This is a genomic window from Pseudomonas sp. FW305-20 (assembly GCF_058788075.1).
On sequence record NZ_JBYTAJ010000063.1, the window covers coordinates 1 to 12,363 of the forward strand.

Genomic DNA, 12,363 nt, shown 5'->3' on the forward strand with positions numbered 1-12,363 from the left:
ACCCAACGCCCCTTCTCCGCCGCCCGCCCCACCCCTGCCGACAGAAGAGGTCAGTCGGATTGCGCTACGTGCAACCCTGATCGTGTTACCGGCATTCCTGCTGGCGTTGATCGACCCGGCCGGTTATCTGCCGATCATCCTGAAGGCCGTCAGCCTGGGTCAGCAAAGCTCCACGACAAACGCCCGCATTGCCGGTCGCGAACTGCTCGGTTCGACGTTACTCGCAGGCCTGCTGGCGATCCTGTTCTGGAGCGCCCTCAGCCTGTTTGTGCATTTGTGGATGTTCTTTCTATGGATGTTGCTGTTCGGACTGGTGCTGGCGCGCAAGCTGTATGCCCTGAGTCCGACGCGATTTACCCCGGGATTTTGGCTCAACACCTTGATTACCCTGATCATTCTGTTGGGCCAGTCGGTACAGGACAGCGCAGCAGGCAAGGACGTTTACACCGCGTTTGCCATCCGCATGGGCTTGTTCATCCTCGTGACCTTGTATGCCTGCCTGATGGTTCATCTGCTCGATCAACGGCGGCAAAATGACGTTCAAGGATTAACCTGATAGCCCTTCCCTTGCAGGCAACTGGTATAGGCGGTTGAGCTGGTTGAAGCGCTGGTTTTCTCTTGTGCCCGACGTTCCTGACGCTGACGCGAGCCACCGACGACCGCTCCTGCCACGGCGGTCTCCTTGGCGCGATTCTGGCGATAATCCTGCTTAACATCATCGTCGACACGATCATAAAACTCGTCATGCTGACGTCCACGCACCTGGGCCCCCGCCGCACCGGCGGCAGCGCCCGCCGCGGCGCCCTTCAGTCTTCCGCCGGAAGGCGATGTAGCCGAAGCGCTCTGGCCGGCCGCGATATTCTGGCATTCGGCAATGTCCGTTTGGGTTTGTTGCGAACTCTGCCCTTTCATCGGCACGACTGTTTCCGCCCAACCCTGGGTCCAGGAAACCGACAGTGCAATGCACAGGCTTATGGATGACAAGCTTTTCATGATGACCTCCGACAGGGCCCGGCATTTTGCAAGCACACTGGGTCAGTAAACAGACCGCTCAATCCGTCACACCTCGTGATCCTGAGCGTGGTTCAGCATAAAAGATTGTAGATCACCCCTTCTCACCCGCGCGCGCCCTTCCCTATTAATGATCACGAGCGGATTTTTTTCGCGCCTGCACATGTCATGACCTAACCTCAATGGCTAAAGCCGCTGGTGGCATGCCTATGCATCCTGCATTGAAGTTACTCATATTCGTTGTGTTTGCGCTGATGGGGGCGAACATCGGCGGACTGTCGGCGGATGAACTGCCCGACACTTCGAACAACAGTGAGACCAGCGCAACCGTTAATGTGTCGAAAAGCGATCTGGAAGCACTGCAATTGAGGCTGGACAACCTTAAGCAGCAGGTGTCATTGACCAGTAACTACACCCAGTTGATAGGCTTTCAGGACAAGGTTCAGTTGCTCTTCAGTGATGTGGAAAAGTTGGTGACCGCTTTACTTCCCGAGCAAGCTCAATTGCAAGCACAACTCAGTGTGCTCGGAACGACATCCGCCACCAGCGTGGCCATGGAAAAGTCCGAACTGGCGAAACAGAGGTCCTATCTCACCGCTCAAAAAGACAAGATCGATAACGATCTCAACATACTGCTGGCCATCAAGGAAGGCGCGACTAACCTCATCACCCAGATTGCCGCCATTCGGCGCACTCAACTGGAAACCGAGCTGGCCCAGCGCACTGCCAGTTTCCTCAACCCCCGCTTTTGGCTACCGCTGTTTTCTCCGTTGCGGGAGGATGAAAACCGTCTGAGGTTTTTGATTGATCAGTCCAACAGTGTCATCCAGTCGGTCTGGCAACCCGGCCGGCGTGCCGCGACCGTCACGTTGTTATTGCTGGCCCTGGCCTTCTGGACGCCGGGACGAAGACTGGCTGAACGGGGTTTGACATGGATCTGTATCCATCGAGTACCCGAAGGTCGCTTGCGCAGAAGTTCATTGGCGATTGCGACGGTAGTTGCCACGATGTTGAGCGCGGTGTGTGCCATTCAGCTCATCTCCGCTGCGGCTACCCGCTTTCAGCCATTGCCGCAGCCACTTCAAGGTTATTTCGATGATGTCGAGAAAGTCGCTTACGCCTGCGCGCTGATTGTCGGTTTGAGTCGGGCCCTGCTGTCCAAACGCAATCCCTCATGGCGGTTGCCTGGCATCGCCGATGAAGTAGCACTTGCAATAAACCCTTTTCCGGCACTGCTGGCCGGGTCAATGCTGATACTCATCTCGCTGGTACAAGTCACCAACGCAACGGGTATGAGTACGCAAGTGGTGCTCTTCAGCCGGGGCGTTGTGTCATTAGTGGTCATTATGATTATCGGTGCGCTATTGATACGCGTCAGCAGAATCCGCCGGGCGATGGTGATTGCCGGGGAACATCCCGAGTCAGGCACTACGCTGGCGGGGGTGATTTATACCGGTGTCAGTATCGCCGTGCTGATCTCCATATTTGGCCTGTTGATCGGTTACATCTCCCTGGCCCGATTCATCACTTACGAAATTGTCTGGCTCTATATCGTTATCGCCAGCTTCTATTTATTGACGCAGTTATTCAGGGACTTGTGCGATTACCTGTTTTCGCCAAAACAGCCAAGCGGCAAGGCGATCAAACAGCTGCTGGGTATCGGTGATGTACGGCTCGAACAAATCGAGGTTGTCGTGGCGGGTATTGGCAGAGCGGCGTTACTGCTAATTGCCGTCATTACAACGTTTGTGGGGGGGATAGGGGCGACCTTTGGCCAACTGACTGACAGGGTTTCTGCGATCCTCGGCGGCGATGGATTGCGCAAGCTGAACATCATTCCAGGCAACCTGTTGAATGCGGTCCTCGCGCTGTTGATCGGTATTTACCTGATTCGATCGCTGCGCAGATGGCTGGATAACGAATTCCTGCCGAAAACCGATATGGACCCCGGCATGGGAGCGTCGCTAAGCACCCTGTTCAGCAATATCGGGTACGTCCTGGTCATCCTGCTGGCGTTGTCTTCGCTGGGCGTCAAATGGACGAATCTGGCCTGGATCGTCAGTGCGTTGTCGGTGGGTATCGGTTTCGGCTTGCAGGAGATCGTCAAGAACTTCGTATCCGGGTTAATCCTGCTTACCGAACGTCCGGTCAAGGTCGGTGACCTGATCAGCATCAGCGGGGTCGAAGGCGATATCCGACGAATCAATGTCAGGGCCACCGAGATACAGCTCAGCGACCGTTCGATTGTGATCGTGCCCAACTCGCAGCTTATTTCCCAGAACCTGCGCAATGTGACCATGGGCGGAAGCGCCCAAGGGGTGGCCACGCTCGAATTGGTGTTCCCTCTGGACATCGACCCCGAAGAAGTCAAAAACCTGCTGTACACCGCTTATCAGGAGCATGAAACCATCCTCGACAAACCTGCTCCCGTTGTCCGCTTCAGCCATCTGAGCCCTGATGGCATCACCCTGACCATCACCGGGTATGTCAGCAGCCCAAGGATTGTCAGTACGACCAAGAGCGATCTGCTCTTTGAGATCCTGAAGCGACTGAGTGCGGCCGGCATCAAATTGGCTAAACCGGCCCCTGCTGCGTAAGCCACAAAGCCGCTGACTATTTCCGGCTTACCCGCGACCTGTTGCGCCACAAGGTTTGCGGGCGAGCGTCTGACTGGGAAGTTCGTTGAACAACGCGCGATAACTGCTGGAAAATCGCCCTAAATGCCAGAACGACCAGTGCATCGCCACTTCGGCAACGGTGGTTTGCGTCGCTGTGCGACCGAGCAATTCGCGGCGTGCGCTGTTGAGTCGGCGCAAGCGCAGCCAATGGGTCGGGGTCATCCCGGTATAAGCCTTGAATGCATGCTGCAATTGCCGCAGTGACACCCCGGCAATCTGCGAAAGCTCCAGCAGGTTCAGGGTGTCTTCCGGCGCATCAGCCGCCCATTCACCGATGCGTTTCATCACTGCACGTTCTTCGGCGCGACGCTGTAAACCGCCGCGATCAAGGCAAACACAGGCGTTATCGAGGATGTACAGGCAATCTTCGAGCAACTGCTGGGTCAACGCCTCCTTGCTCGGTGGATCGAAGGTCTGCGCCAGTCGGGTCAACGTCCCGCTGAGCCAGCGACTGAACAATGCGTTCTGTCCCGAGTTCAGTGGCGCCATGAACAGGCCTTCGAGCCTGGCTACGTTCAAACCGTGACGCTGAACGAACTCCGGACCGAACACCACGGCGATTTCCTGGTAGTTCTCCGGGGTGATCCAGATGTTGCGGCTTTCGCCGTTCAACACGTACAGCGCGTTGTCGCTGCGATCGAAACAGAACGCCAGCGAGCCTTCGGGCGCGCTGAAATTCTGCTCGACCCGGGTGTTCATCTGTTCCTCGTAAATCTCCACGCCTTGCAGGTCCAGATAGCGCACGCGCCCAGCGAAATGCCCCGGTGACATTTGCTGGTAATGCTGGACCCAGCCCGGTGTGGCGCGGATTTGCTCGGCGACATCGGCGGTGTCGAACGCTTGGACTTGCAGGGGATTGCACGTTGTCATGGGTGACCTTACGCACTCGTTTGGTGCGTTTTGGTGCTGCTGAAAGTGGATAGATGGAACGTCAAGGCTCGCCCAAGATAGTCGTCAACGCGCCACAGGGGAAGTGTGTGGTGGATGAAACCAGCCTCCCCGGCGTCAATAAAACCAATAACGAGGTCTTTATGAATGTCCCTTTCGATCAGCTGCTCACGTGGCTGAAAGATCACAAGATTACCGAAGTCGAGTGTGTGGTCAGCGACTTGACCGGCATCGCACGCGGCAAAATCGCACCCACCAACAAGTTCCTGCATGAGCGAGGCATGCGCCTGCCGGAAAGTGTGCTTTTGCAAACGGTAACCGGGGACTTTGTCGACGACGACATCTACTACGACCTGCTCGACCCGGCCGACATCGACATGGTGTGCAAGCCCGTTTCCGATGCGGTGTACGTGATCCCATGGGCCATCGAGCCCACCGCCATCGTGATTCACGACACCTTCGACAAGTTCGGCAACCCGATCGAGCTGTCGCCGCGCAACGTGCTGAAAAAAGTCCTGCAGCTGTACACCGACAAAGGCTGGCGGCCGATTGTCGCGCCGGAAATGGAGTTCTACCTGACCCAGCGCTGCGAAGACCCGGACTTGCCGCTCAAGGCACCGCTGGGGCGTTCGGGCCGTGCGGAAAGTGGTCGTCAGTCGTTTTCCATCGACGCTGCCAACGAGTTCGACCCGCTGTTTGAAGACGTGTACGACTGGTGTGAACTTCAAGGCCTGGACCTCGATACCTTGATCCACGAAGACGGCCCGGCGCAGATGGAAATCAACTTCCGGCATGGCGACGCACTGGATCTGGCCGACCAGATCACCGTGTTCAAGCGCACCCTGCGCGAAGCGGCGCTCAAGCACAACGTCACTGCGACCTTCATGGCCAAACCGATTGGCGATGAACCCGGCAGCGCCATGCATATCCACCAGAGCGTGGTGGACATCGCCACCGGCCAGCCGATCTTTGCCGATGCCGACGGGCAGATGAGCGAACTGTTCCTGCACCACATCGGCGGCCTGCAAAAGTACATCCCCAAAGTGCTGCCGATGTTTGCGCCGAACGTCAATTCCTTCCGCCGCTTCCTGCCGGACACGTCGGCGCCGGTGAACGTCGAATGGGGCGAAGAAAACCGTACTGTGGGCCTGCGTGTGCCGACTTCAACGCCGGACGCGATGCGCGTGGAAAACCGTTTGCCAGGCGCCGACGCCAATCCTTATCTGGCGATCGCAGCAAGCCTGTTGTGCGGGTATCTGGGGATGATCGAGCGCATCGAGCCGAGCGCTGCGGTTCAGGGGCGGGCCTATGAGCGCCGCAATCTGCGCCTGCCGATCACCATCGAGGATGCCCTGACGCAAATGGAAGAGTGCGACACCGTTTCGCGTTATCTGGGCAGCAAATTCGTTCGCGGTTATGTGGCGGTCAAGCGAGCGGAACACGAAAACTTCAAGCGGGTGATCAGCTCGTGGGAGCGAGAGTTCCTGCTGCTTAGCGTTTAGAAACCTCGCTCCCCCATGGCATCACACATCCCCTGTGGGAGCGGGCTTGCCCGCGAAGAGGCCGGCACATTCAACATCTCGGTTGACTGACAGGCCGCCATCGCGGGCAAGCCCGCTCCCACAGGGTTAGAGAACACCAAAGAAACGCCTGAAAAAACCAACAACTCGAAGAGGTGTCGTATGCGTCTATTGAAATCCGTGGTCCCAGTCGCGCTGACATTGCTGTTCAGCGCCGTTGCGCAGGCTCAGCCAACGGTCAGCGTCTACAACTGGACCGATTACATCGGCGAGACCACCCTGGCCGACTTCCAGGCGAAAAGCGGGATCAAGGTGATCTACGACGTGTTCGATTCCAACGAAACCTTGGAGGGAAAGCTGCTCGCCGGTCGCACCGGGTACGACGTGGTGGTGCCGTCCAACCACTTCCTGGCTCGCCAGGTGAAAGCCGGCGCGTTCCTGAAGCTCGACCGTTCGCAGTTGCCAAACTTCAAGAACCTCGACCCGAAACTGCTGGCACTGCTCGAAAAAAACGATCCGGGCAACGAACACTCGGTCCCGTACCTGTGGGGCACCAACGGCATCGGCTACAACGTCGACAAGGTCAAGCAAGTGCTGGGCATTGATCGCATCGATTCCTGGGCGGTGTTTTTCGAACCGGAGAACCTGAAGAAACTCAGTCAGTGCGGCGTGTCGATGATGGATTCGGCCGATGAAGTGTTCCCCGCCGTTCTCAATTACATGGGCATGGACCCGCGCAGCGAAAACCCTGAAGACTTCAAAAGAGCTGAAGCCAAGCTGTTGACTATCCGCCCTTACATCACCTATTTCCATTCATCCAAGTACGTTTCGGACCTGGCCAACGGCGACATCTGCGTGGCGTTCGGTTACTCGGGTGACGTGTTCCAGGCCGCGAACCGGGCCAAGGAAGCCAAGAACGGCGTGAACATCGCCTACGCGATTCCCAAGGAAGGCAGCAACTTGTGGTTCGACCTGTTGGCGGTTCCCGCAGACGCCAGCAATCAGAAAGAGGCGCATGCTTTCATTAATTACCTGCTCGATCCGCAAGTGATTGCCAAGGTCAGCGCGTCAGTCGGCTACGCCAATCCGAACCCGGCGTCCAAGCAAGACATGGACCCTGAACTGGTCAGCAATCCTGAGGTTTATCCGCCTCAGGCAGTCCTCGACAAGCTCTACATTTCGACCACGCCGCCGCAGCCGATCATGCGTTTGATGACCCGTTCCTGGAGCAAAGTGAAGTCCAACCAATGAACCAGCACAGCAACGAACACGCTCATTCCTATTACGCGGCGTCAGCCAATGGAATGGTGCCCTACCCTACACTCGCCGAGGACCTTGAAGCCGATGTCTGTGTGATCGGCGGCGGCTTTACCGGGGTTAACACGGCGATCGAACTGGCGCAGCACGGGCTCTCGGTGATTCTGCTGGAAGGCCGACGGATCGGCTGGGGTGCCAGCGGGCGCAACGGTGGGCAGTTGATTCGCGGTATCGGCCATGACGTCAGCGGTTTCGCGCGTCATGTCGGTGAAGAAGGCGTGCGCTACCTTGAGCGTGCGGGCGTCGAGTCGGTAGCGCTCGTGGGCAACCGCATTCGTGAACACGGGATTGATTGCGACCTGCGCTGGGGGTTCTGCGAACTGGCCAATACCAAAGCGCAGTTCGCGGCGTTCGAGGCTGAGCAGCAAGGCCTTGCCGAATCGGGGTACGCCCATGAAACCCGACTCGTCGGGCCGCAGCAGATCCGTCAGCAGGTGGTGGACTCAGGCGTGTATGCCGGTGGGCTCGTCGACATGGGCTCGGGTCACTTGCACCCGCTCAATCTGGTCCTTGGCGAAGCGCTATTGGCGCAATCCCTGGGGGTGCAGATCTTCGAGCAGAGCCCGGTGCTGGAATTGATCCATGGCAGCACGGTGCAGGTTCGCTGTGCCGGTGGCACGGTGCGCGCCGGCAGTCTGGTGCTGGCGTGCAACGCTCATCTTGATGAGCTCGAACCGAAACTGAGCGGCAAGGTGCTTCCTGCGGGCAGCTACATCATCGCCACCGAGCCGCTGGCGCCCGACGTTGCAGCGCAATTGATCCCGCAGAACCTGGCGCTCTGCGACCAGAAAGTCGGCCTGGATTACTACCGACTCTCGGCGGACCGACGTTTGCTGTTCGGCGGTGCCTGCCATTATTCCGGGCGTGATCCGGCAGACATCGAAGCCTACATGCGCCCGCACATGCTCAAGGTCTTCCCGCAACTGGCCAACGTGCGCATCGACTATCAATGGGGCGGCAAGATTGGCATCACCGCCAATCGCTTCCCCCAGGTCGGGCGCTTGAGCCAGCATCCGAACGTTTTCTACGCCCAGGGCTATTCCGGCCATGGCCTGAACGTGACCCACTGGTGCGCAAAACTGTTGGGTGAAGCGATCCACGTCGGACACAGTCAGGGCTTTGACGTGTTCAGCGCCGTGCCGCACATGACCTTTCCCGGTGGGCCCATGCTGCGCTCTCCACTGCTGGCCCTCGGTATGTTCTGGTATCGGCTGCGCGAACTGCTTGGGTGACGATAACTCTCCCCCTCCTCTTATGATCGTTCCCACGCTCCGCGTGGGAACGATCAGTACCCGCCTTTTAATTTGCTCAATCGCGATGCGCTTCTATATTGAGGGAGTGCTCTGACTTCCCTGCGTCCTGGCGAGTGCGGCCTATGGCTACGACTGACCGACTGATCATCTGCGAGCACTGCGACTGCGTGTATGAAAAAGTCACGCTCGCCAAACATCAGAAAACCCTGTGTACACGCTGCGGCGGCGTGCTTCAGCGCTATAACGGCCTGACAGTGGAGCAACGTCTGGCGTTGACCTTCACCGCGTTGATGCTGTGGATTTTCGCCAACTTCTACCCCGTCATGAGCATCAGCCTCAAAGGCCTGAAAAACAGCGCGACGCTTTGGGATTCGGTGCTGGCCCTGAGTCTGGGGCCGATCACGTTCATCGCCATGGTGGCGGCGATCTCGATGATCATCGCGCCGATTTTCCAGTTGTTGCTGCTGATCTGGGTGCTGAGCTTCGCCCTCGCCCGCCAGCGCTCGCCTGGCTTCAGGTTTTGCATGCGCTGGCTGGAAACCCTCAGGCCCTGGAGCATGCTGGAGGTCTGTCTGCTGGGGGCAATGGTCGCGGTCATCAAACTCGCCGGATTGCTCGATGTGCTGCCCGGCATCGGTCTGTTTGCCTTGGCCATTCTCAGTCTGATGATGATCCGCATCGCCGGGCGCGACATTCGTGACCTATGGGAGATCTTATGAACAGACCCCCGGTGGCGAGTGAACTCAACCTGTGCCTGTGCCATAGCTGCGGCCTGGCCTGTGACATCACCGATGAACCTCACGAATGCCCACGGTGCGGCGCGCCGCTGCATCGGCGCAAAACCAACTCACTGGCCCGGACCTGGGCCTACATGTTCACTGCCCTGGCGTTTTACGTCCCGGCTAATCTGCTGCCAGTGATGAACACCAAGATGGTTGGCAGCGGCGCCGATAGCACGATCATGAGCGGTGTCATTGAGTTCTGGCAGCACGGCGCCTGGGACATTGCCCTGATTATTTTCATCGCCAGCATCGCGGTGCCGGGCATCAAGTTCGTCGCCCTGACGCTGTTACTGGTGACCGTGCAGCGCGACAGCCAATGGGCCAGTAAGCAGCGTTCAACGCTGTACCGTTTCGTCGAGCTCATCGGTTACTGGTCGATGCTCGATGTGATCGTCGTCGCCCTGGTGGCCTCACTGGTCAAGTTTCAAGCCCTGGCCGATATCGAACCGCGCCCGGGCATTTTGTTTTTTGGCCTGGTGGTGGTCTTCACCATGCTGTCGGCAATGAGTTTCGACCCGCGCCTGATCTGGGATAAAGAAGAACGGGATAACCCAAACGAGGAGGTCATGGATGAAGTCGCAAATCACTGACGGGCCGCAAGCCCCCGGTCAGGCCCCTGTCAAGACCCGCCGTTTCAGCGTTTCATTGGTGTGGATCGTGCCAATCGTCGCGGTGCTGGTGGGGATTTCCCTGGTCGTGCACACCATGATGCAAGAAGGTCCGACCATTACCGTTACGTTCAAAACCGGTAGCGGCCTGACGGCCAACAAGACCGAAGTCAAATACCGCAACGTGGTGATCGGGCATGTCTCGGACGTGGAACTGAGCAACGATCAGAAGAGCGTCAACGCCACCATCAAACTGTCCAAGCAGGCGGAAAGTTTCACCCGCGAAGACTCGCAGTTCTGGGTCGTGCGGCCACGTATTGGCGCCGGCGGGGTATCGGGTATCGATACCCTGTTGTCCGGGGATTACATTGGCGCCGACATCGGCCAGGCCAACGCTCGTGCAAAAAACTTTGTTGGCCTGGAAAACCCGCCACCGATTACCTATGGCGAGCCGGGCAAGCGCTTCACCCTGAACACCCAGGACCTCGGTTCGCTGGACATCGGCTCTCCGGTTTACTACCGCAAGATTCCGGTGGGTCAAGTGGTGGCCTATGCCCTGAACGCCGACGGCAAAGGGGTCAACATCGAAGTGTTCATCCACTCGCCCAACGATGCCTACGTCACCGAAAATACCCGGTTCTGGAACGCCAGCGGGATCGACGTGAATGTCGGCGCCAACGGCTTTTCGCTGAAAACCGAGTCGCTGTCATCCATCCTGGTGGGCGGCATCGCCTTCCGCGCTCCGGATTACAACCCGAATGACCAACCGGCTAAAGAGGACAAAGTCTTCGATCTGTTCGAAGACCAGCTAACCGCCCTCGCCCCGCCCAGCGGCAAGGGGCAATTCCTCAGCTTGCGTTTCGATCAAGCCTTGCGCGGGCTCAGGGTCGGTGCGCCGGTGGAATTCCTGGGCATGGAGTTCGGCAGAGTCGTGGCGATCAATCTGGATTTCGACGCGAAAAAACGCAGTTTCCCGGTCAATGTCGGGATCATGATCTACCCGCAACGACTCGGCCAGGCCCACACCAAAATGCTCGAGGTGTTGAAGCATGACCCCAACGACGAAGCCGCTGGCGTACGTTTGATGGGTTCTTTCATCGAAAACGGTCTGCGGGCCCAGGCTCGAAGCGGCAATCTGTTGACCGGTCAGCTCTACATTGCGCTCGACTTCTACCCCAAGGCGGAGAAAGTCGTCTTCGACCCGACCGCCCGCCCAGTCGCTATCCCGACTATTCCTGGCAGCCTCGAGCAGTTGCAGGAAAAACTCGAGGGCATGGTCAACAAGATCAACCAACTGCCCATCGAGCGCATTGCCGGCAACCTGGACAGCAACCTCGTCGAACTGCGTAAAGGTCTGGCGCAATTCAACGCCAAGACTTTGCCTGGCGTGCAGACCACCCTGGCGGATGTCAGCAAGACCCTGCAATCGGCCAGTTCGACCTTGGCCGAAGACTCGCCGCAACGCGAACAATTAGGTCAAACCCTCGACGAGCTCGGGCGCATGTCGCGATCCTTGCGTGAACTCTCGGATTACCTGGGACGCCATCCGGAATCGCTGATTCGCGGCCGTCCCGACAATGCCGCGCCGATGGATATGCAGGGGCCACCGCGCAAATGACCACAGGAGCATCACTCATGGTTTATCCGCTGAAAGTCAGCTTGGTCACTGCATTGTTGCTACTGACTGCATGCCGCAGTGATCCGATTCAATTTCACACCCTGATTCCGGCTCAACCGGGACTTGCGGCGCGCAACAGCGGTGCGGAAATCCAGATCGAGGGCATCAGCGTGCCGCCCCAGGTCGATCGTCCGCAGATCGTCATTCGCCAAGGCAACAGTGGCATGGCAATCCTCGAAACCGAATGGTGGGCGGCGAGCCTGGTGGATGAATTGCGCAGCGCGCTGATCGATCAAATGGTCAACAGCAATCCCCGGCGCAACGTATCGGTGCGGATAGAGGTGCAGCGATTCGATTCGATTCCCGGTCAATATGCGTTGATCGACGTCAAGTGGCGCCTGCGCAATCTGAGTGAAAGTGATGCCGCGCTGGTCACCTGCCGCAGCACTTTGCAGACGCCTTCAGGCGCTTCCATCGATGAGCTGGTGGCGGCTCAACAAAACAATGTCAAACGCCTGGCTGCGCTGATCAGCCAGGCCGCGGGCGGAATGCAAAAAGGGTGTCCATCGGCTTAATCAAGCCATCACGCGACCTGTAGCAGCTGGCGAAGCCTGCGTTCGGCTGCGAAGCAGTCGTGAAATCAGGCACCACGCTGTTTCAGGTAAATCGAACTGGCTGGATTGACGAC

At 58.2% G+C, this 12,363-nt stretch carries 10 protein-coding genes and 1 pseudogene; 9 read left to right on the forward strand and 2 right to left on the reverse strand.

All coding sequences use genetic code 11. From position 1 onward, the window contains the following. Positions 1 to 556, forward strand: a pseudogene (locus AC3WP4_RS28150) (DUF2955 domain-containing protein); the annotation flags it as partial. Here the strand turns inward: AC3WP4_RS28150 and AC3WP4_RS28155 are convergent. Beyond that, positions 541 to 993, reverse strand: coding sequence for a YMGG-like glycine zipper-containing protein (locus tag AC3WP4_RS28155; RefSeq protein ID WP_074876676.1), 453 nt, complete (start codon positions 991 to 993; stop codon positions 541 to 543). The pseudogene AC3WP4_RS28150 and the gene AC3WP4_RS28155 sit on opposite strands and share 16 nt — an antisense overlap. Before the next feature lie 227 nt (positions 994 to 1,220). Between AC3WP4_RS28155 and AC3WP4_RS28160 the strand changes: the two genes are divergently transcribed. Continuing rightward, the gene (locus AC3WP4_RS28160) at positions 1,221 to 3,608 is read left to right on the forward strand and encodes a DUF3772 domain-containing protein (protein WP_102615473.1); all 2,388 of its coding nucleotides are present in this window, start codon (positions 1,221 to 1,223) and stop codon (positions 3,606 to 3,608) included. A 27-nt stretch (positions 3,609 to 3,635) separates the two neighbouring features. Here AC3WP4_RS28160 and AC3WP4_RS28165 read toward each other — a convergent pair whose 3' ends face one another. Beyond that, positions 3,636 to 4,559, reverse strand: coding sequence for a helix-turn-helix domain-containing protein (locus AC3WP4_RS28165; protein WP_102615472.1), 924 nt, complete (start codon positions 4,557 to 4,559; stop codon positions 3,636 to 3,638). Between the two features lie 161 nt (positions 4,560 to 4,720). On the opposite strand from AC3WP4_RS28165, the gene AC3WP4_RS28170 reads away from it, so the two are divergent. The 7 genes from AC3WP4_RS28170 to AC3WP4_RS28200 all read left to right on the forward strand — a co-directional run bounded on the left by AC3WP4_RS28170 (position 4,721) and on the right by AC3WP4_RS28200 (position 12,250). Continuing rightward, positions 4,721 to 6,079, forward strand: coding sequence for a glutamine synthetase family protein (locus tag AC3WP4_RS28170; protein ID WP_102615471.1), 1,359 nt, complete (start codon positions 4,721 to 4,723; stop codon positions 6,077 to 6,079). Positions 6,080 to 6,259: 180 nt separating this feature from the next. Then, positions 6,260 to 7,348, forward strand: coding sequence for a polyamine ABC transporter substrate-binding protein (locus tag AC3WP4_RS28175; protein WP_102615470.1), 1,089 nt, complete (start codon positions 6,260 to 6,262; stop codon positions 7,346 to 7,348). Further along, complete coding sequence (locus tag AC3WP4_RS28180) at positions 7,345 to 8,646, forward strand: NAD(P)/FAD-dependent oxidoreductase (protein WP_102615469.1); 1,302 nt, start codon at positions 7,345 to 7,347, stop codon at positions 8,644 to 8,646. Before AC3WP4_RS28175 ends, AC3WP4_RS28180 begins: the two co-directional genes overlap by 4 nt. 143 nt (positions 8,647 to 8,789) lie before the next feature. Beyond that, entirely contained in the window at positions 8,790 to 9,386 is a 597-nt protein-coding gene (locus AC3WP4_RS28185; protein WP_102615468.1) for a paraquat-inducible protein A, read from the forward strand. Beyond that, positions 9,383 to 10,039 carry a paraquat-inducible protein A gene (locus tag AC3WP4_RS28190; RefSeq protein ID WP_074876688.1) on the forward strand — a complete coding sequence of 219 codons (657 nt, stop codon included), beginning with the start codon at positions 9,383 to 9,385 and terminating at the stop codon, positions 10,037 to 10,039. Before AC3WP4_RS28185 ends, AC3WP4_RS28190 begins: the two co-directional genes overlap by 4 nt. Further along, positions 10,020 to 11,675: a PqiB family protein gene (locus AC3WP4_RS28195; protein ID WP_102615467.1), complete on the forward strand. Its 1,656-nt coding sequence runs from the start codon at positions 10,020 to 10,022 to the stop codon at positions 11,673 to 11,675. Before AC3WP4_RS28190 ends, AC3WP4_RS28195 begins: the two co-directional genes overlap by 20 nt. A 17-nt stretch (positions 11,676 to 11,692) precedes the next feature. Then, positions 11,693 to 12,250: a PqiC family protein gene (locus AC3WP4_RS28200; RefSeq protein ID WP_102615466.1), complete on the forward strand. Its 558-nt coding sequence runs from the start codon at positions 11,693 to 11,695 to the stop codon at positions 12,248 to 12,250. Positions 12,251 to 12,363: the final 113 nt, after the last annotated feature.

Coding starts and splice junctions, on each gene's coding strand:
- AC3WP4_RS28155 (WP_074876676.1), bottom strand. CDS start 993: ATGAAAAGCTTGTCATCCATAAGCCTGTGCATTGCACTGTCGGTTTCC.
- AC3WP4_RS28160 (WP_102615473.1), top strand. CDS start 1,221: ATGCATCCTGCATTGAAGTTACTCATATTCGTTGTGTTTGCGCTGATG.
- AC3WP4_RS28165 (WP_102615472.1), bottom strand. CDS start 4,559: ATGACAACGTGCAATCCCCTGCAAGTCCAAGCGTTCGACACCGCCGAT.
- AC3WP4_RS28170 (WP_102615471.1), top strand. CDS start 4,721: ATGAATGTCCCTTTCGATCAGCTGCTCACGTGGCTGAAAGATCACAAG.
- AC3WP4_RS28175 (WP_102615470.1), top strand. CDS start 6,260: ATGCGTCTATTGAAATCCGTGGTCCCAGTCGCGCTGACATTGCTGTTC.
- AC3WP4_RS28180 (WP_102615469.1), top strand. CDS start 7,345: ATGAACCAGCACAGCAACGAACACGCTCATTCCTATTACGCGGCGTCA.
- AC3WP4_RS28185 (WP_102615468.1), top strand. CDS start 8,790: ATGGCTACGACTGACCGACTGATCATCTGCGAGCACTGCGACTGCGTG.
- AC3WP4_RS28190 (WP_074876688.1), top strand. CDS start 9,383: ATGAACAGACCCCCGGTGGCGAGTGAACTCAACCTGTGCCTGTGCCAT.
- AC3WP4_RS28195 (WP_102615467.1), top strand. CDS start 10,020: ATGAAGTCGCAAATCACTGACGGGCCGCAAGCCCCCGGTCAGGCCCCT.
- AC3WP4_RS28200 (WP_102615466.1), top strand. CDS start 11,693: ATGGTTTATCCGCTGAAAGTCAGCTTGGTCACTGCATTGTTGCTACTG.